General features: G+C 62.7%; 19 protein-coding genes. 11 read left to right on the top strand and 8 right to left on the bottom strand.

Features of this window, described 5'->3' with window-relative positions; all coding sequences use genetic code 11:
• Positions 1-11: 11 nt before the first annotated feature.
• Together thiE and ACO6VD_RS18770 are read right to left on the bottom strand one after the other, a co-directional pair.
• On the bottom strand, positions 12-638 hold the full coding sequence (gene thiE / locus ACO6VD_RS18775) for a thiamine phosphate synthase (protein ID WP_422421204.1): 627 nt from the start codon (positions 636-638) through the stop codon (positions 12-14).
• Between the two features lie 14 nt (positions 639-652).
• Positions 653-1450, bottom strand: a complete 798-nt coding sequence (locus ACO6VD_RS18770; RefSeq protein ID WP_422421203.1) for a hydroxymethylpyrimidine/phosphomethylpyrimidine kinase — start codon at positions 1448-1450, stop codon at positions 653-655.
• A gap of 265 nt (positions 1451-1715) precedes the next feature.
• On the opposite strand from ACO6VD_RS18770, the gene ACO6VD_RS18765 reads away from it, so the two are divergent.
• The 4 genes from ACO6VD_RS18765 (at position 1716) to ACO6VD_RS18750 (ending at position 7607) form a co-directional block, all read left to right on the top strand.
• Positions 1716-3698: a sensor histidine kinase gene (locus ACO6VD_RS18765; protein WP_422421201.1), complete on the top strand. Its 1983-nt coding sequence runs from the start codon at positions 1716-1718 to the stop codon at positions 3696-3698.
• Positions 3699-3780: 82 nt separating this feature from the next.
• Positions 3781-5433, top strand: coding sequence for an acyl-CoA dehydrogenase family protein (locus ACO6VD_RS18760; protein WP_422421199.1), 1653 nt, complete (start codon positions 3781-3783; stop codon positions 5431-5433).
• Positions 5434-5465: 32 nt separating this feature from the next.
• Complete coding sequence (amn, locus tag ACO6VD_RS18755; RefSeq protein ID WP_422421197.1) at positions 5466-6971, top strand: AMP nucleosidase; 1506 nt, start codon at positions 5466-5468, stop codon at positions 6969-6971.
• Positions 6972-6977: 6 nt separating this feature from the next.
• Complete coding sequence (locus ACO6VD_RS18750; protein WP_422421195.1) at positions 6978-7607, top strand: pseudouridine synthase; 630 nt, start codon at positions 6978-6980, stop codon at positions 7605-7607.
• Here the strand turns inward: ACO6VD_RS18750 and ACO6VD_RS18745 are convergent.
• Positions 7604-7807: a DUF2788 domain-containing protein gene (locus tag ACO6VD_RS18745; RefSeq protein ID WP_045182665.1), complete on the bottom strand. Its 204-nt coding sequence runs from the start codon at positions 7805-7807 to the stop codon at positions 7604-7606. The two genes, ACO6VD_RS18750 and ACO6VD_RS18745, sit on opposite strands and share 4 nt — an antisense overlap.
• A 55-nt stretch (positions 7808-7862) precedes the next feature.
• The gene (locus ACO6VD_RS18740; RefSeq protein WP_400171392.1) at positions 7863-8339 is read right to left on the bottom strand and encodes an Lrp/AsnC family transcriptional regulator; all 477 of its coding nucleotides are present in this window, start codon (positions 8337-8339) and stop codon (positions 7863-7865) included.
• A 380-nt stretch (positions 8340-8719) separates the two neighbouring features.
• Here ACO6VD_RS18740 and ACO6VD_RS18735 point away from each other — a divergent pair, with 380 nt between their 5' ends.
• A complete protein-coding gene (locus ACO6VD_RS18735; protein ID WP_422421193.1) occupies positions 8720-9232 on the top strand; it encodes a hypothetical protein in 513 nt (170 codons plus the stop codon).
• A gap of 80 nt (positions 9233-9312) precedes the next feature.
• On the opposite strand, the gene ACO6VD_RS18730 is transcribed toward ACO6VD_RS18735, so the two are convergent.
• Together ACO6VD_RS18730 and ACO6VD_RS18725 are read right to left on the bottom strand one after the other, a co-directional pair.
• The gene (locus ACO6VD_RS18730) at positions 9313-10185 is read right to left on the bottom strand and encodes a cation diffusion facilitator family transporter (RefSeq protein ID WP_422421191.1); all 873 of its coding nucleotides are present in this window, start codon (positions 10183-10185) and stop codon (positions 9313-9315) included.
• A gap of 25 nt (positions 10186-10210) precedes the next feature.
• Positions 10211-10630 (bottom strand): polyribonucleotide nucleotidyltransferase, encoded by a 420-nt coding sequence (locus tag ACO6VD_RS18725; protein WP_400171395.1) that lies wholly within the window; start codon positions 10628-10630, stop codon positions 10211-10213.
• A gap of 118 nt (positions 10631-10748) precedes the next feature.
• Here ACO6VD_RS18725 and hrpB point away from each other — a divergent pair, with 118 nt between their 5' ends.
• On the top strand, positions 10749-13274 hold the full coding sequence (hrpB, locus tag ACO6VD_RS18720) for an ATP-dependent helicase HrpB (protein ID WP_422421189.1): 2526 nt from the start codon (positions 10749-10751) through the stop codon (positions 13272-13274).
• A gap of 17 nt (positions 13275-13291) precedes the next feature.
• Here the strand turns inward: hrpB and ACO6VD_RS18715 are convergent, their stop codons facing one another.
• Positions 13292-13960, bottom strand: coding sequence for a hypothetical protein (locus ACO6VD_RS18715; protein ID WP_422421187.1), 669 nt, complete (start codon positions 13958-13960; stop codon positions 13292-13294).
• A 153-nt stretch (positions 13961-14113) separates the two neighbouring features.
• On the opposite strand from ACO6VD_RS18715, the gene ACO6VD_RS18710 reads away from it, so the two are divergent.
• The 3 genes from ACO6VD_RS18710 to ACO6VD_RS18700 all read left to right on the top strand — a co-directional run bounded on the left by ACO6VD_RS18710 (position 14114) and on the right by ACO6VD_RS18700 (position 16060).
• Positions 14114-14857, top strand: coding sequence for a DUF2076 domain-containing protein (locus tag ACO6VD_RS18710; RefSeq protein ID WP_422421185.1), 744 nt, complete (start codon positions 14114-14116; stop codon positions 14855-14857).
• A 101-nt stretch (positions 14858-14958) separates the two neighbouring features.
• Positions 14959-15438 carry an NYN domain-containing protein gene (locus ACO6VD_RS18705; protein ID WP_400171414.1) on the top strand — a complete coding sequence of 160 codons (480 nt, stop codon included), beginning with the start codon at positions 14959-14961 and terminating at the stop codon, positions 15436-15438.
• 19 nt (positions 15439-15457) lie between these two features.
• Positions 15458-16060 carry a PolC-type DNA polymerase III gene (locus ACO6VD_RS18700; RefSeq protein ID WP_422421183.1) on the top strand — a complete coding sequence of 201 codons (603 nt, stop codon included), beginning with the start codon at positions 15458-15460 and terminating at the stop codon, positions 16058-16060.
• Here the strand turns inward: ACO6VD_RS18700 and ACO6VD_RS18695 are convergent.
• Positions 16057-16515 (bottom strand): Lrp/AsnC family transcriptional regulator, encoded by a 459-nt coding sequence (locus ACO6VD_RS18695; RefSeq protein WP_400171416.1) that lies wholly within the window; start codon positions 16513-16515, stop codon positions 16057-16059. The two genes, ACO6VD_RS18700 and ACO6VD_RS18695, sit on opposite strands and share 4 nt — an antisense overlap.
• Before the next feature lie 152 nt (positions 16516-16667).
• Here ACO6VD_RS18695 and yedA point away from each other — a divergent pair, with 152 nt between their 5' ends.
• On the top strand, positions 16668-17600 hold the full coding sequence (yedA, locus tag ACO6VD_RS18690) for a drug/metabolite exporter YedA (protein ID WP_422421181.1): 933 nt from the start codon (positions 16668-16670) through the stop codon (positions 17598-17600).
• 75 nt (positions 17601-17675) lie between these two features.
• Positions 17676-19007, top strand: coding sequence for a DEAD/DEAH box helicase (locus ACO6VD_RS18685; protein WP_422421180.1), 1332 nt, complete (start codon positions 17676-17678; stop codon positions 19005-19007).
• Positions 19008-19075 lie beyond the last annotated feature (68 nt).

Genomic DNA, 19075 nt, shown 5'->3' with positions numbered 1-19075 from the left:
GGCTCTCTCAATCAGGCAGATGCGAACAAGGCGTTGAAGGCGCGGGCACGACGGGTGACTTCTTGCGTGCTGTCGGCGCCGAACAGGCCATGAATCACCGCCAGCAGGTCGGCGCCGTGGGCGACCAGCGGGGCGGCGTTGTCGAGGGTGATGCCACCGATCACGCAGATCGGCAATTTCAGACGGGCACGGGCCTGGTCCAGCAATGCGGTATCGGCGGCTGGAGCGCCCGGCTTGGTCACGGAATTGAAGAAACGGCCGAAGGCAACGTAGCTGGCGCCTTCACGGGCGGCCTGTTCGGCCAGTTCCAGCTGGGCGTGGCAGGTAGAGCCGATGATCGCCTCGCGGCCCAGCAGGGTGCGCGCCGGAGTCAGCGGACCATCTGTCTGGCCCAGGTGTACGCCGACACCCAGACGTGCGGCCAGCTCGGCATCGTCGTTGATGATCAGTTGGGTCTTGTAGCGTGCGCAAAGCTCGGCCAGGGCTTCGGCCTCGCGCAGGCGACGGGATTGGTCCTGGCTCTTGTCGCGGTATTGCAGCAGGGTCACGCCGCCCTCAAGGGCCGCTTCCACGTAGGGCAGGAACTTGCCTTCCAACAGTTGGCTGTCGGTGATGGCATACAGACCGCGTAGCTTCATCTCGGGGCCTCGGTTCAGGAGCAGAAATCCAGGGGCAGGCGACGCGGCACATATTGGCCTTTGCCCAGTTGTTCGGCATCGCGCAGGGTTCGCCAGGTGTAATCCAGCGCCGAGCGCACAGCGCTTTGCAGATCTTCGCCGAGGGCCAGGCGACCGGCCAGGGCGCTGGCCAGGGTGCAGCCCGAGCCATGGTAGCTGCCGGGCAGGCGCTGGCAGGTCCAGGTGTGGCGCTGACCATCGCGGCTGTACAGGCGGTTGTGGATTTCGTGCTCGTCACCGTGACCGCCGGTGATCAGCAGGTGTCTGACGAAGGGCAGCAGTTTTTCTGCGCATTCATCCGCAGTGCCCTCAGGCAGTTCGGCGAGGATGCGGGCTTCGGGGAGGTTCGGGGTGGCAATGGTGGCAAGGGGCAACAGTCGTTCGCGCATGGCGTAGCCGACTTCATCCTTGCCCAGACGGCCACCGCCGCCCGCACGCAGCACCGGGTCGCAGACCAGCGGCAGGTGAGGGTGGGCACTGAGCAGTTCGACAACGGTGTCGACCATGTCCAGCGAGCCGAGCATGCCCAGCTTGACGGCTGCGACCGTGGAGTCGGCCAGGACGGCGTTGGCCTGGGCCAGCACCCACTCGCGGTCGAGCACGCGGAAGTCAGTGACATTGACGGTATCCTGCACGGTCAGGGCGGTCACGGCGGGAGCGGCGTGGCAACCTTGAGCGATCAGGGCTTCGATATCTGCCTGCAAGCCGGCGCCGCCACTGGGGTCGTGGCCGGAGAGACAGAGGACAACGGGGCGGGAGCTGTAGGTATTCATGGTGCGCGAGCTTACCACCAAACGCTTTTGTCGGGTCTGCCCCCGCGTCATGATTTTTTTGATCGAACGGTCAGGAAATTATTTTTAGTATCGCTGAAAGTGCCGTTCTAGAGCCTTTCGTTTAAAATTTTACGTAGCGTCTTATGGCCGTGAAAAGCTATGCTAGAGTGCTCGAACAACCGATAACGGTTACTGCCGGATCGCGTCGCCTCAAACGGACAGGAGGCCACCGCGACACGACCGGGACAGACCATGCTGGGGCTGTATGCGCTATTTGCTGATTGTTGTGCTGGGCTGGTTGCCACTGCTGGCCGCAGCGGTCGATTTCGACGACTCGACGCGCAGTCTGCCCTTGGGGCGGGTGATGCAGGTGTTCGAGGACCGCGATGGCAATGCCAGCATCGCGCAGGTGAGTGCCCCCTCGTTCAGTGAGCACTTCCGAACGCATCACGCCGACGTGCTCAATGCCGGTTATTCAACCTCGGTGTTCTGGATCAGGCTCGACCTGCGCTATACCGCACCGCCTTCGTCCGCGCCGCGCAGCTGGTTGCTGGAGCTGGCCTACCCGCCGCTGGATCATCTGGAACTTTACCTGCCCGACAGCACCGGTAGTTTCCGCCTGGCCCAGCGCACCGGTGATGCACTGCCGTATGCCAGTCGCCAGATCGAACAGAACAATTACCTGTTCGACTTGCCCTTCACTCCGGGGCAGGCCACCACCGCGTACCTGCGCCTGCACAGCCAGGGTTCGGTCCAGGCGCCGCTGACCTTGTGGTCTACCCAGGCCTACCTGGAAGCACAGCCGACCCGCCTGTATGTACTCGGCCTGATCTACGGCGTGCTGCTGGGAATGCTGGTCTACAACCTGTTCATCTACCTCAGTGTCCGCGACACCAGTTACCTCTATTACATTCTCTATATCGCCTCGTTCGGTCTCTATCAGGTGTCGGTCAACGGCGCAGGTGTCGCTTACTTCTGGCCGGACAGTCCCTGGTGGGCGAATGCCGCCACGCCACTGTTCATCGGCGCCTCCGGATTGTTCGGCTGCCAGTTCGCCCGTAGCTTCCTGCAGATGGCCCAGCACAGTCGCGTCTTCGATGGCCTGCTCAAGGGGCTGATGGTCAGCGGTGGGCTGGTGATGCTGCTGGCCCTGCTGAGCAGCTATGGCATTGCCTTGCGCCTGGCCACGGCGCTGGCATTGTTGTTCACCGTGACGATTTTCGCGGCAGGGGTCTACGCCTGGTGGCGCGGCTTGCGTGTGGCGCGTTACTTCATCATTGCCTGGACCGCATTCCTGCTCGGCGGTCTGGTCAATACACTGATGGTGCTGGGCTATCTGCCGAATGTGTTCCTGACCATGTACGCCAGCCAGATCGGTTCCGCTCTTGAGGTCTGCTTGCTGTCGCTGGCCCTGGCGGACCGGATCAACAGCATGCGCGACCAACAGGCCCAGGCCCTGCGTGAAACGGGTCGGGCACTGGAAGTGATCAACCAGCAGTTGGCCAACAGCAACCGCTTGAAAGACGAGTTCCTCGCCACGGTGACGCACGAACTGCGCACACCGATGAACGGCGTGATTGGTTCGCTGGAGTTGATGCAGACCGTGCCCATGGGCCACGAGCTGGCCCAGTATCAGCACACGGCCAGTTCTGCTGCCCAGGACATGATGGGCATGGTCGACAATATTTTGATCCTCACCGAGCTGCAGGCCGGCCGCCTCAGTGCGCAAAACGCGCCGTTCGGTCTGCGCAGCCTGTTGCAGGAACTGCGCGCCAAGTACACCGCCGCCGCATTGTGCAAAGGGCTGTACTTGAATCTGGACACACCGGCGGATTTGCCCGAATTGCTGGTTGGCGACCGGCATAAACTGGCTCTGTGCATCAGTTACCTGCTCGACAACGGGATCAAGTTCACTCACCAGGGGGGCGTCACCCTGCAAGTTCGCGGACGCTTGCAAGCGCCGGACGTACTCGGACTGACCATCAGCGTCAACGACAGCGGTATCGGTTTCGACCGTTTGGCCGAGCCTGGGCTGTATCAGCGTTTCTTCCAGGTCGATGGCTCGATGAGTCGCCAGTACGGCGGCCTGGGCATTGGTCTGGCGATCTGCCGGCAGCTCGCGGAACTGATCGGTGCACGCCTGCAACACGAGTCCAACCCCGGGCTGGGGAGCCGTTTCGAGCTGGGCTTGAGCCTTGCGCTGAGCCAGCCTCAGGCACTGTCCAGGCAAGGGCTAAATCGCGGCTAGTTAGGCGTATTTGTCACTTTGACCGGGGGGTGGGGCGTGATTCACTGAAATATCAGTCACGTCCAGATCCAGGAGCCCCCTGATGAACCTGCACCAGTACGCTGAAACCCACGAAGTCACCAATCAGCCACCCTCGCTGGATGGGGTCAACCTCTATCGCATTGACCTGCCGTTGCAGCAATGGTCGCGGCGCTACGGGGCGGGCTGGGCCGAGGCGCGGATTGATGCATATGGGGCACTGGCGGGTGGGCCGTTGATGGCCGCCGGGTTTCTGGCCAACCAGAACAAACCGCAATTCAGCAGTCATGACCGTTACGGTCACCGTATCGATCTGGTGGAGTTTCATCCGGCCTACCACGAGCTGATGCGTACAGCTATCGAGCATGGCCTGCCGTCGCTGCCGTGGACCGACCCTCGCGAGGGCGCGCATGTCGCCCGGGCTTCGATGACCTATCTGCATACTCAAGCGGAAGCCGGCAGCGGATGCCCGCTGACGATGACCTTCGCCGCAGTGCCGGCGCTGAAGTTGCAGCCGGAACTGGCGCAATACTGGCTGCCCAAGGTCCTGGCCACCGAGTATGACCCGCGCAACATCGGTGACCGGCACAAGGCCGGGGTAACCTTGGGCATGGCCATGACCGAAAAGCAGGGCGGTACCGATGTTCGTGCCAATACCACCCGGGCTTATCCGGTGGGGGCGCCGGGACCGGGGCAAGCCTATGAGCTGGTTGGGCACAAATGGTTCTGCTCGGCGCCGATGTGCGACGCTTTCCTGACCCTGGCTCAGACCGACAAGGGTTTGAGTTGCTTCCTGCTGCCGCGCCATCGCCCGGATGACAGCCGTAACCAGTTCTACATTCAGCGCCTGAAGAACAAACTCGGCAATTGCTCCAACGCGTCCAGCGAGGTGGAATTCCGTGGCGCCCTGGCCTGGATGATTGGCGAGGAAGGCCGCGGCGTGCCGACCATCATTGAAATGGTGGCCATGACCCGCTTCGACTGCATGGTCGGCTCCAGCGCCCTGATGCGTCAGGCCCTGACCCAGGCGGCTCACCATTGCGCTCACCGCCAGGTGGGCGGGCGCTTGCTGGCCGAGCAACCTTTGATGCAGAACGTCCTGGCTGACCTGGCGCTGGAAAGCGAAGCAGCGTTGGCCCTGAGCCTGCGCATGGGGCATGCACTGGATCAGCCGGATGACCCGCAGCAAGTGCGCTTTTCGCGCCTGATCACGGCGGTGGGCAAGTACTGGATCTGCAAGCGGGCACCGGCCATGATCAACGAAGCCGCCGAGTGCATGGGCGGCGCCGGGTATGTCGAAGACAGCATCCTGCCGCGCTTGTATCGCGAGGCACCGGTCAACTCCACCTGGGAAGGGTCGGGTAACGTCCAGTGCCTGGACGTGTTGCGGGCCTTGTCCAAAGAGCCAGGGGTGCTCGATGTGCTGTTCGATGAGCTTGGCGACGGTCATGGCGACCCGCGTCTGGCTGCGCACATCGGCAACCTCAAAGCGGCATTTGCCGATACCGGCGACATTCAGTATCGCGCCCGTCAACTGACTGAAGACATCGCCTTGGGCCTACAGGCCAAGCTGTTGCTCGAGGCGGGTAACGCCACGGTCAGCGACGCCTTTATCGGCAGCCGCCTGGGCGGCAGTGGCAGGGTCTACGGGGTGCTGCCACGGGGAATTGATGTTGGCGAACTGGTGGCACGGTCGACGCCGAACTGGCCGCTCTAACGTGCGTGCCTTTGCCGGAATATATAGGCAAGATGGGCACATGCATGTCAGACAGGAAGTACATTGTGAGCCGTACTGATGAAGCCTTCGTTGTCGTAGCAACCGCCGAGCAGGCCGTCGATCGTTTGGCGGCCCTGCACGAAGAATCCACTGCGGCCCTGAGCCAGGCGCTCAAGCGTTATCTCAAGGACCGCACCGAGCCCAATGCCGAAGAGCGCGCACTGTTTCGTTACCCGGAACTGCGCCTGACCTACCAGTATCACGGTGAAGTGCCGGCCATTACCCGCGCCTATGCCAAGGTCCAGCTGCCAGGCACTTACAGCGTCACGGTTACCCATCCCGCCGCCTTCCGCGGTTATCTGCTGGAGCAACTGCGGCCACTGATGCGCGACTTCACCGTCACCGTTGAGGTGGGTGTCAGCCAGCAGAATATTCCTTACCCCTATGTGGTCGAGCAGGGCGACGAGCTGGCCGGTAGCGGCATCACCGCCGCCGCGCTGGCGCGGGTATTCCCCAGCACCGACCTGTCGGCCGCCACCGATGGTATCGCCGATGGCCTTTATGACTGGGCCAACGTCGATCCGTTGCCGCTGGCGCTGTTCGATGCGGCGCGGGTGGACTTCTCCCTGCGCCGTCTGGTGCATTACACCGGCAGTGACTGGCGCCATGTGCAGCCGTGGATCCTGCTGACCAACTACCACCGCTACGTGGATCAGTTCGTCAGCCATGGCCTGGAGCAGTTGCGCGATGACCCGCGCTTTGTGCGTATGGTCTTGCCGGGCAATGTGATCATCGAAAAGAGCATGGACAATGGCGAAGCCCAGTCCCTGGTGGCGAGCGTGGTCTGGCACCGCTACCAGATGCCGGCCTATCACCTGATCGCCGCCGATGGCGATGGCATCACCCTGGTCAACATTGGCGTCGGCCCCTCCAACGCCAAGAACATCACCGATCACCTGGCGGTGTTGCGTCCGCATTGTTGGCTGATGATCGGTCACTGCGGCGGCCTGCGTCAGTCGCAGACCATCGGCGATTACGTGCTGGCGCATGCTTACATGCGCCGCGACGGCATTCTTGATCGGGTTGTACCGCCGCATATTCCGATTCCGGCCCTGGCCGAGGTGCAGATGGCGTTGCAGGAAGCGGCGGCGCAAGTGACCGGCGAGCGCGGCGACGAGCTGAAAAAGCGTCTGCGTACCGGCACCGTGTTGACTTACGATGACCGTAACTGGGAGCTGCGCTGGGCCCAGGAACGTCCGCTGATCAACCTCTCACGGGCGGTGGCAGTGGACATGGAAAGCGGCACTATCGCCGCCCAGGGTTATCGCTTGCGCGTCCCCTATGGCACCTTGCTCTGTGTTTCGGACAAGCCACTGCACAGCGAGATCAAGCTGCCGGGTGCGGCCAACGCCTTCTACAACCGGGCGGTCAGCCAGCACCTTAAAATCGGTATCGCCGCACTCGACCTGCTGCGCACCGAGCTGCATTCGCTGCACTCGCGTAAACTGCGCAGTTTCGACGAGCCGCCGTTCCGCTGAGGCCCCATGCCGTTACCCCCACGTTCCAAGCCGCGCCCTGGCGCGGCCAAACCCGCAGGCCCGCGTCGCCAAGCCAAGGCGCCGCCGGCCGAGCCGCGGTTGATCCTGTTCAACAAGCCCTTTGACGTACTGACCCAGTTCAGCGATGGTGAAGGGCGCGCGACCCTCAAAGATTTTATCGATGTTCCCGGTGTCTATCCGGCCGGGCGTCTGGACCGCGACAGCGAAGGCTTGCTGCTGCTGACCAATGACGGCCAGCTGCAGGCGCGGATTGCCGATCCGAAGCACAAACTGGCGAAAACCTATTGGGTGCAGGTCGAGGGTGAGCCAACAGCAGAACAGCTGCAGCGTTTGCGCGACGGCGTCGAGCTCAATGACGGGCCTACCTTGCCTGCCCAGGCCAGGCAGCTTGAAGAGCCGCAGTTGTGGCCGCGCAACCCGCCGGTACGCTTCCGCAAGAGCGTGCCGACCAGTTGGCTGGAACTGGTGATCAAGGAAGGGCGCAACCGTCAGGTGCGGCGCATGACCGCCGCCGTCGGTCTGCCGACCCTGCGCCTGGTACGGGTGCGGATCGGCGACTGGACCTTGGACGGTCTGGATCAGGGGCAGTGGCGGGAAGTTCCGGCCAGGCGTTAAACGCCTTCGATATAGCCGATCACCACGCTTTTGATGATGAAGGCGAGAATGCCCAGGCCCAGCACGAAAAACAGAATGAAGGTGCCGAACTTGCCGGCTTTGGATTTCTTCGCCAGGTCCCAGACGATAAAACCCATGAAACCAATCAGGATGGTGACCAGGATGGTCATCATCCATTCTTCGAACAACGCAGGATCCATCGATACTCTCCGGCAGGTTGAGGCGCGCAATTATACGCCGCGTGTGCCGGTCTGACTAACGCAGGTGCGTCAACGGTAGTTCGGTGCTGGCCAGTACCTGGTTGAGCACGAAGCTGGAGCGTACGCTGGTCACCCCGTCGATGCGGGTCAGGTGGCCTAGCAGCAGTTTCTGATAGTGGTCCATGTCCGGGACCACCACCTTGAGCTGATAGTCAGCATCCATCCCGGTAACCAGGCTGCACTCAAGCACCTGCGGCAGGTTGCGGATCGCGGTTTCGAACGCTTCGAAACGTTCCGGGGTGTGGCGGTCCATACCGATCAATACGTAGGCCGTGAGGCTCAAGCCCAGCTTCTTGCGGTCGAGCAGGGCCACTTGGCGGGCGATGTAGCCGTCGTCTTCTAGTTGCTTGACCCGGCGCGAGCAGGGCGAGGGCGACAGGCCGATGCGTTCGGCCAGTTCCTGGTTGGAGATGCGCGCGTCGCGCTGCAATTCGGCAAGAATGCTCAGGTCGTAGCGGTCCAGTTTGCTCATGGAACATGCCTTTTCTGTTTCGATTGCGTCGAATTATCAATCTTTAGGTAAAAATTGCGCAAGTGCTATTTGATTGAGCAATCTTCGCAATCCTCTTGCGCCGCTCTAGCCCTATGCTTACACCCAGAATCACTGCCCGGACATCAGTCCAGTGCAGCTGGCCTTATCAGGGCAGCTGCGGCCAGCAACCCAACAGGGTTGTGCTCGGCCCCCGGGCTACACACTGTTCACAAGACAGCGTGAGGTGAGCCGACGTCACAAGCGTCGAGCACGGACAAAATTCTCAAAGGGAGACCCCAGGGTCTCCCTTTTTTATTGCCTGTAATTTTTTCTTGTGAGGCCGATAACCTGGGGTCATTCAACGCTCCGAGAGAAATCGCATGAAGTCGTGGATCTGGCGCCTGGCCGGTGTTGGTTTATTGTGCAGCAGTATCAGCCTGCTGGCGTTGGCCGAAGGGCAGGGTGGGTCGCCGCTGCAGTCGCGCCCCGATGAAGTGCGCCAGACCCAGACGCCGCGCACCGGTTATTACCAGGACATCCCCCGGCGCCATGATGGCTACCGCCCCGGGCACATCACCGATCGTATTAATGATCCGTACTGGCGTGTTCCGTACGACGGACGCGAGTATTTCTACTCCGATGGCTATTGGTACCGTCCGCAAGGCCCGCGTTATGTGGTGGTTGCACCGCCCTATGAGCTGATGATCTACCCGGCTTCCGGGCAGAGTCCGCAGCAACTCGACCGTGACCGCTATGAATGCCATCGCTGGGCGGTACAGCAGACCGGCTTCGACCCGGCCTCGGCGCGCTATGCGCCAGCTGCGCAGGTGATGGACAACTACCGGCGGGCGCAGGGCGCCTGCCTGAATGGCCGGGGATACAGCGTCAACTGAATCCAGTGGGAGCGGGCTTGCCCCGCGATGCAATGTGACTGACAGGACGCCATCGCGGGGCAAGCTCGCTCCCACCGAGTTCAGGTCACCGGGTCGGCATGCACCAGCACTTCTGCCTTCGGATACTTGCCACGTATCGCCGCTGACGCCTGGTCGCAGAGGGCATGGGCCTGGGTCAGCGGCAACTCGCCCGGTAGCTCCAGGTGCAGTTGCACGAACCAGTGACTCCCCGAGACCCGTGTGCGCAGATCATGGGCGCCACGCACACCGGGCACGCTACAGGCCAGGCTCAGCATCTGCTCGCTGATATCACCGGGCAGTTCCTCGTCCATCAGGATCGAGGTGCTTTCCCGGGCGATCTGCAGCGCACTCCAGAGGATGTACAGGGCGATGCCAAGACCAAAGAAGGCATCCAGTTGCGGCCAGCCCAGGCGCGCCAGTACCAGGGCAATCAGGATGCTGCCGTTGAGCAACAGGTCGGAACGGTAATGCAGCGAGTCGGCACGCACCGCGGTGGAACCGGTGACGCGAATCACCCGGGCCTGCAGCATCAGCAAGGCCACCGTCAGCGCCAGTGACAGCAACATCACCGCGATGCCGATGGCGGTGTCGCCCAGCGGTTGGGGATTCTGCAGGCGCTCTACAGCCTGTACGCCGATCAGCACGGCACTGACCGCGATGAACAACGCCTGGGCTATACCGGCCATGGCCTCGGCTTTGCCATGCCCATAGCGGTGATCGTCGTCGGCCGGGCGCAAGGCGTAATGCACCGCCAGCAGGTTGAGGAACGAGGCGACGCCGTCGAGCGCCGAGTCGGTCAGACCGGCCAGCAGGCTCACCGAGCCGCTGAGCCACCAGGCCACGGCCTTGGTCAGGATCAGGATACTGGCCACCGCCAGCGAAGCGCGGGTGGCCAGGCGCAGCAGACGTTGATGTTCAGCCGAAGGAGTCATGCTGCCGGGGGCGTCCTATTGGTGTTCAGGCGGCGGGCGTGAGGCCGTACATCGCCAGTTGCTCGACGCTGCCCTTGTGCTGGATCAGGCGCGGATCGTTGAGCGGCAGGCGCTGGCCCAGTTCGCTTTCGAGGATAGCCTGCAGCTTGCTGTTGTCGACCTTGCCGTCAGCACTGATGGCCTGATTGAGTTTTTCTGGTGAGACCTGAGCCGTGGTACCGCCTGGCAGGTAGATGGCGCCAGTGGCGAAGTCGACGCCGAATGCGATCAGGCCGGGGAGCACGTAGAACAGGATGCCAATGGCGTCGAGGGCAGCGACCACCGGGTCGATCTTGCCTTCGATCTGACCGCGCCGGTCAGGGAAAAAAATGGTGCCGCAGGCCGTCAATTGAGTCAGCAGGGTGGCGACCAGGACGCCGCCGATGACGCGGGAGGGAATACGCATGGAAATCTCCGGAGTGAGGGCCACAAAGATACAGGCAAAGAGCCGGTATCTACAGCTAAGACCATGATAAGCCGGGCTCGGTTCGCCGTTATACTCGGCGCATTGTTTGAGGGCTACCATGATTTCGTTACCGATCGATGCCGTACTGCCAGCCTTGCGTGAAGCCTTGGTTCTGCGCCATGAAGCCGTGCTGGAGGCACCACCTGGCGCCGGCAAGACCACCCGTGTGCCATTGGCGTTGCTGGATGAGCCGTGGCTGGCCGGCCAGACCATTCTCATGCTTGAACCGCGCCGCCTTGCGGCGCGTGCGGCAGCCGAGCGGCTGGCCAGTGAGTTGGGCGAGCAGGTCGGGCAAACGGTCGGCTACCGGATTCGGCTGGACAGCAAGGTTGGCCCTAATACCCGGATTGAAGTAGTCACCGAAGGCATCCTCACTCGCCGCCTGCAGGCCGACCCGGCCCTGGACGGGGTCGGTCTGCTGATTTTCGACGAGTTTCACGAGCGCAGTCTCGACGCGGACCTCGCCCTCGCGCTGAGCCTCAATGGTCGTGAGCTGCTGCGGGATGAGCCGCCGTTGAAGATTCTGCTGATGTCGGCGACCCTCGAAGGTGAACGCCTGTCGAGCTTGCTCGATGACGCGCCGGTGATCAGCAGCGAAGGGCGCATGTACCCGGTCGAGGTGCGCTGGGGCAGACCATTCCAGCAAGGCGAGTTCATTGAGCCGCGGGTGGTCGATTGCGTCTTGCAGGCCATCGCCGATGAGTCGGGCAGCCTGCTGGTGTTTCTGCCCGGTCAGGCCGAAATCCGTCGGGTGCACCAGTCGCTGCAGGAGGCGCTGGGTGAGCGCCAGGACATTCTGCTGTGCCCACTGCATGGCGAGCTTGAGCTCAATGCCCAGCGTGCCGCGATTGATGCCGCGCCACCCGGCAAACGCAAGGTCGTGCTGGCAACCAACATCGCCGAGACCAGCCTGACCATTGATGGCGTGCGCGTGGTGATCGATGCTGGATTGGCGCGAGTGCCGCGCTTCGATCCGGGCAGCGGCATGACCCGGCTCGACACCCAGCGTATTTCGCGCGCCAGCGCCACCCAGCGCGCGGGGCGTGCCGGGCGTCTTGAACCAGGGGTGTGCTACCGGTTGTGGTCCGAGGCTCAGCATGACCAGCTGGCCGCCTATGGCAGCGCCGAAATTCTTCAGGCCGACCTCGCCGGGTTGGCCTTGCAACTGGCGCGCTGGGGCGTCACTGCGGATCAGCTGTGCTGGCTTGACCAGCCGCCTGTCGCCGCTTATGCACAGGCTCTGGATCTGTTGCAGCGCCTGGGGGCTTTCAAGGCGGGTGGTCAGGACAGTTTGAGCGAACACGGCCAGGCCATGGCCGAGTTGCCGGCGCAGCCGCGCATCGCCCATTTGTTGTTGCGGGGGCAGGACCTGGGCTTGGCCGACATGGCCTGTGACGTCGCGGCGCTACTGGGTGAGCGCGATATCTTGCGTGGCGGCGGAGCGGACCTGCACAGCCGCCTGACCTTGCTCAGCGGTGAAACCCGCGTGAACAAAGGTGGGCAGGGTGGGGTGCAACGTGCCCGGCAACTGGCCCGGCAGTATCGTGGTTATCTGCGTGGCAAAGCCCGCACTGCGGTGGCTGATCCTGAGCATTCTCGCTGGCTGGGAGCGCTGTTGGCCCTGGCCTATCCGGATCGCGTCGCCCAGCAGCGGCGTGCTGGCGGCGCCGAGTACCGCCTGGCTAATGGTCGCGCAGCATTGTTTGGCGAGCCCGATGCGCTGATGAAGTGCCCCTGGCTGGTGATCGCTGACCTGGGCAGTCGCCAGGGCCAGCGCGAAGAGCGTATCTACATCGCCACTGAGTTCGATCCGGCCTTGTTCGATGGGGTGCTGGCCGAGCAGGTGAGCACTGTCGACCTGCTGGATTGGGACGAGCGCGAGAACGTCTTGCGTGCCGAGCGCCAGCGCAAGGTTGGCGAGCTGGTGCTCAGTCGCGAACCCTTGACCGGCCTGGATGAAGAGGCCCGCGCCCGGGCATTGCTGGAGCTGGTGCGGCGCAAGGGCCTGGAGCTGCTGTCATGGACCCCTGAGCTACGCCAGTGGCAGGCGCGTGTGGCCCTGCTGCGCCAGCTTGATCTTGACGCAGGCAACAGCAGTGAATGGCCCGACCTGAGTGATGAGACACTATTGGCTAGCTTGCCGCAGTGGCTGCAGCCGTATCTGGGCAAGGTCACGCGCCTCAGTCATTTTGCCCAGCTCGATCTGTCGTCGATACTGCGCAATCTGCTGCCCTGGCCGCTGCCGCAGCGCCTGGATGAATGGGCACCTATGCACCTGAGCGTGCCGTCGGGGTCGAACATCCGCGTGGATTACAGCGAAACGCCACCGATCCTCGCCGTGCGTTTGCAGGAGCTGTTCGGCCTGGCCGAAACCCCGCGCATTGCCCAGGGGCGCCAGCAAGTCCTGCTACATCTGCTTTCGCCCGCCCGGCGTCCGGTGCAGGTGACCCAGGACCTGGCCAACTTCTGGCGCAGTACCTATGCCGAGGTGAAGAAGGATCTGAAGGGGCGCTACCCCAAACACTACTGGCCGGATGACCCATTGGTGGCTGAAGCCACGGCGCGGGCCAAGCCGCGCAAGTAGTCACCCGGCAGATCAACTCAGGACGCTGGCGGCTCGGTAGCCTGCTCGCTGACCAGCATGAACAGGCGGAACATCACCACCGTACTGAACAGCTGCAGGAAGCTGTTGCCGCTATCAATAGCCAGTTGCGCCAGCGACGAAGGTTCCGGGATCAGCATCTGGCTCAGGCCGTCGATCAACCACAAGGGGGCGAGGACGCCGAGGATGCAGGTGAAGATCTTCCAGAAATTACCCGTGGTCATCTGGAAACTCTCGCGCATGGCGCCAATCGGCGGCAGGCCGCGCAGCACCAGCAGGTACTCGGCAAACACCAGGTGGACCATCACCCAGATTCCCGGAATGATGAACAGCGCGGCGCCGGCCATGATCAACAGCGAGCTGAGCATCACCATCAACGCGAACGACGGCCACAGGCGCAGGGCCATGGCCAGGAGGTTGCGCTTGAGTGGCGTGTAGCCGTTGCTGCGGGTGTCGAGGTAAAGAATCAGCGCGGCACTGTACAGTGGGTAGAACAACAGGCTGGCGAGCATGCCATAGGCCTGTGAGGCATCCTTGCCCAGTTGCTGGTAGAGCAGCTGGGTGCAGAGTGCTTCGAGCACCACCAGCGGCAGGCACAGCTGGGCGATGCTCAGCAGGTGGCGGCGGAAGAAATACAGGGAGTCACGCAGAACACTGAGCGGATTCATCGGTCGATATCGTAGTGAAAAAAGCAGGGCGTAACTTTAGCCCAGCCAGCCCCTAAGCTGAAGAAAGTTTCATCACGCCTTGTGTTGAATCCACGGCCTTGGCACCCCATTTTCAGTGAACCTGAATTCCCCGGCTCTTGTGTGAGGTTGCCCATGAACAGTGAAGAACAAACCCTGATCGATGGCCTGTTCGGCCGACTCAGGCAGGCTGAAGACCCGGCAGTTCCCCGCGACGCCCAGGCCCAGGCGCGCATTGCCGAGCATCTGCAGCAGCAACCGGCGGCGCCTTACTACATGGCGCAGGCGATCCTGGTTCAGGAAGCCGCGCTCAAGCGTCTGGATGAGCAGAACAAGCAACTGCAGGCGGATTTGAAACAGGCCAAGGCACAAGTGGCAGCCACCACGCCGAGCAATAGCGGGGGCTTTCTGTCGAGCATCTTCGGTAGCGGCACGCGTGATCCTCAGCCGCTTCAGTCGCAAGCATCTGGCTCCGCATCGGGCGGTGGCGGCTGGCGCGAGCCATCCCGCGGGTTCAATCAACCCGGCGTTGCTCCGCAGCAGGGCTTCAACGCCGCGCCTGCTCAGGCACCGGCCCGTAGCGGTGCCAGCAGTTTCCTCGGCGGTGCATTGCAAACGGCTGCCGGTGTGGCCGGCGGGGTCATGCTGGCTCAGGGCATCAGCAGCCTGTTCAATCAGCATTCACAGCCCGAAGAGGTGGTTGAGGTGATCAAGGAAGAGCCGGCTCCGGCCAGCGACAGCGGTGGCTGGGGGAGCAATGACGAGCAGCGCTTGACCGCTGACAACGGCGGCTACGGCAACGATCAGGGCGGCTTCATGGACAGCGATTACGGCAGCGATGATGGCGGCTTCTTCGACGGCGATGACAGCTTCGTCTGAGTGCGCTTACCTGCATCGCCTCCAGGCTGGCATACTGGGCGCCGAAACGGCCCCGGTGTGCGGCGGCCGGTAATAGCGCCACGGCGCCACGAGGAAGAACGGTGAAGAAGATCGCGGTATTCGCCGATGTGCAAAACCTCTACTACACCGTGCGCCAGGCCTATGGCTGTCACTTCAATTATGCGGCGCTGTGGGCCGACATCAGCCAGCATGGGCAGATTGTCGAGGCGGTGGCCTATGCCATCGACCGCGGCGACAGCAAGCAGCAGCAGTTTCAGCAGATCCTGCGCAACCTCGGCTTCACGGTCAAACTCAAGCCCTACATTCAACGCAGCGACGGCTCGGCCAAGGGCGATTGGGATGTGGGTATCACCCTCGACGTGATCGACGCCGCCGCACGGGTCGACGAAGTGGTGCTTGCGTCCGGTGACGGTGATTTCGATCTGCTGCTTGAGCGAGTCATCAGTCGCCACGGTATTGAAGCCATTGCCTATGGTGTCCCGGGCCTTACCGCCAACTCGCTGATTCGCGCTGCCAGCCGCTATGTGCCCATCGAGGGCAGCCTGTTGCTCAGGCACTAGGTTTTACTGAGGTTTTGTTTTGGAACGTATTGCTGTCATCGACTTTGAAACCACCGGCATTTCGCCCGGTGCCAATTGCCGCGCCACTGAGGTGGCGGTGGTCATGCTCGAACGGGGGCGCATTGTCGACCGCTACCAGAGCCTGATGAACGCAGGTTTGCCGGTCCCGGCCTTCGTTGCTTCGCTGACCGGCATCACCACGGCCATGCTGCGTAGCGCTCCACCTGTTGCCCGGGTGATGAGCGAAGTCGCCGAGTTTGTTGGCGACACACCGATGCTGGCGCACAACGCCTCGTTCGACCAGAAATTCTGGGATTACGAGCTGGCGCAGATCGGTCGCAGCCGCAGCCAGCGCTTCGCCTGTTCGATGCTGTTGGCCCGGCGCCTGATGCCGGCGGCCCCCAACCACAAGCTGGGCACCCTGACGCGCTGGGCTGGTCTGCCGGACACCGGCACCGCTCACCGGGCCATGGCCGATGCGGAAATGGCTGCCAACCTGGCCCAGCACCTGGCCGGGCAGTTGCGCGAGCAGGGCGTCAATGCGGTGTCCCACCAGTTGTTCTGCAGCTTGCAGAAAGTCCCGGCGGCGAAGATTGCCGAGGCACTGAAGACCTACCGCTAGGCTTTCTTGCCGTTGTGTTCCAGGTGGCCCAGCGGCAAGCGCCGCTCCACTGCGCTGGAGAGGATGATCGAGGTCTTGCTGAAGCCGAACTGGGCGACGCGATTGATCAACGCCTCCAGCTCCGGCATCGAGGCCACGGCAGCCTGCATGATCACGCAAGGGTCGCCGGTGACCCGGTGACACTCGGTCAATTGCGGAATCTGCGAGAGCTCTTCATAGGTTTGCTGATTACCGTGGCTGGCCAGGCGCAGTTCAATCATGCACTGGATCGGCAACCCGATCTTCTCCAGATCGACCTTGGCCTGATAGCCGGTGATCACGCCGCTGGCCTCAAGCTTGGCAACCCGTTCGGCGACCGCCGGGGCAGACAAGTTGACCTTGCGCGCGAGCTCTGCAAACGAGGCGCGGCCGTTTTCCAGCAAGGCGCTGAGGAGCATTCGATCGTACTTGTCCATGGGCTTCCTGAGGCGTGTGTTGAATCAAAGGTTAAAGGCGCTAATAACCGTTTTTTCCAAAGTGTACGGTTCGTTTAAACAGGTTTTGTAACTTATGTTTGCGCGCACGCCTTTCTAAACTAACCCCCCGACAATCAGAATTCGAGCCCCCCATGCCTGCCCCTCGTCGCTTTCCGTTGGTTTTAATCGGCGCCTTCCTCGCGTTGTACCTGGTGTGGGGCTCGACTTATCTGGTGATCCGCATCGGTGTCGAATCCTGGCCGCCGTTGTTGATGGCAGGCGTGCGCTTTGTGATCGCCGGGACGTTGCTGTACGGCTTCCTGCGCTGGCGCGGTGTGCCGGCGCCGACTTGGCCACAATGGCGCGCAGCAGGTGCGATTGGTGTGTTGTTGCTCAGTTGCGGCAACGGTGGCGTGACGCTAGCTGAACACGCGGGCGTAGCTTCCGGGGTGGCGGCGTTGGCGGTGGCCACGGTGCCGTTGTTCACTCTGGTATTCGGCTTGTTCTGGGGGCATCGCAACACTCGCCTGGAATGGGCCGGGATCGTCCTCGGGCTGGTCGGTATTGCCATGCTCAACCTGGGTTCCAACCTGCAGGCCAGCCCGATGGGCGCCGCCTTGATCCTGTTTGCCGCCGCCTCCTGGGCATTTGGCTCGGTCTGGAGCAAAAGCCTGCCGCTGCCCCAAGGGCCTATGGCGAGTGCCGCCGAGATGCTGGTCGGCGGTGCTGCGTTGTTGCTGGCCAGTGCCCTGAGTGGCGAGCGCATGACCCAGATGCCCACGGCTGCTGGTTGGGGCGCATTGGCTTACCTGGTGTTCTTCGGTTCGATCCTGGCCTTCAGCGCCTATATGTACCTGCTCAAGCACGTGCGTCCGGCGGCAGCCACCAGCTACGCCTACGTCAACCCGGCCGTCGCCGTGTTGCTGGGCATCCTGTTTGCCGGTGAGCAGATCGGTTTTGAAGAATGCGTGGCCATGGCGGTGATCATCGGTGCGGTGGTGCTGATCGGTCTGCCACAGTGGCGCAAGCCGGCGACTGCAGTCAGCAAACCGCAAGCGCAGGTCGACGGCGAGCTGTGCAAGTAACAGCGGTTTGTCAGGAAGGGGCGGGCGGAACAAGGTAAACTGCCGCCATTGCTGAATTCCCCTGACGGTACTGCCATGACATTCGCCAAACTCGGCCTGATTGAACCCTTGCTGCGCGCGCTTGAGCGCCTGGACTACAACACCCCGACGCCGGTCCAGGCCCAGGCCATTCCTGCCGTGCTGGCCGGGCGTGACCTGATGGCCGCGGCCCAGACCGGTACCGGCAAGACCGCAGGTTTCGCCCTGCCGCTGCTGCAGCGCCTGACCCTCGAAGGCGCCAAGGTCGCCAGCAACTCGGTGCGCGCCCTGGTGCTGGTGCCCACCCGCGAGCTGGCCGAACAGGTTCACAACAACATCCGCGAGTACGCCGAACACCTGCCGTTGAGCACTTACGCGGTCTACGGTGGCGTCAGCATCAACCCGCAGATGATGAAGCTGCGCAAGGGCATCGACCTGCTGGTGGCAACGCCGGGGCGCTTGCTCGACCTGTTCCGCCAGAATGCGGTGAAGTTCAATCAGCTGCAGGCGTTGGTGCTTGATGAAGCCGACCGCATGCTCGACCTCGGTTTTGCCGAAGAGCTGCGCGCGGTGTACGCCGCCTTGCCGGTCCGGCGCCAGACCTTGCTGTTCTCGGCGACCTTTTCCGACGAGATCCGCCAGCTGGCCGGGCAGACCCTGAATGACCCGCTGAGCATCGAAGTCAGCCCGCGCAACGTTACCGCCAGCACGGTCAAGCAGTGGATCGTGCCGGTGGACAAGAAGCGCAAGCCGGAATTGTTCAGCCATTTGTTGCGCAAGCAGCGCTGGAAGCAAGTGCTGGTGTTCGCCAAAACGCGTAACGGTGTCGATCAACTGGTCGAGCGCCTGCGTGGCCAGGGTGTGAACGCTGACGGTATCCACGGCGACAAACCCCAGGCGACTCGCCAGCGTGCCCTGGACAGTTTCAAGGCGCGTGAAATCCAGATCCTTGTGGCCACCGACGTTGCCGCGCGCGGCCTGGACATTGACGACCTGCCGCTGGTGGTCAACTTCGACCTGCCGATCGTGGCTGAAGACTACATCCACCGCATTGGCCGCACCGGCCGTAAAGGCAACAGTGGCGAGGCGATCTCGCTGGTGTGTGCCGACGAAGTGCAACTGTTGTCGGCGATTGAAACTCTGACCCGCAAGACCCTGCCGCGCCATGAGGAGCCGGACTTCATTCCGGATCACAAGGTACCGATGACCGATGCCAGCGGGCAGGTGCTGAAAAAGCCGAAGAAACCGAAGAAGCCCAAAGAGAACAGCGGCAAGCGTACCTTGGGCCGCTGGATGGACAGTGGTGATACGCCGGCAGCAGCGCCTGCGGCCAAGCCGGTGCGCAAGGTGCCAACCTTCAATACCGGGCCGCGCAAGCGTAAGCCTTGAGGTAGCTATCGCGGGGGAAGACCGCTCCCCCCCCGCCCGTGGGGGGGGGGTTGTCCCGCGACCCGTTT

Source organism: Pseudomonas sp. GZD-222 (assembly GCF_049310525.1).
GTDB lineage: Bacteria > Pseudomonadota > Gammaproteobacteria > Pseudomonadales > Pseudomonadaceae > Aquipseudomonas.
This window is presented reverse-complemented; position numbering and strand designations above follow the sequence as displayed.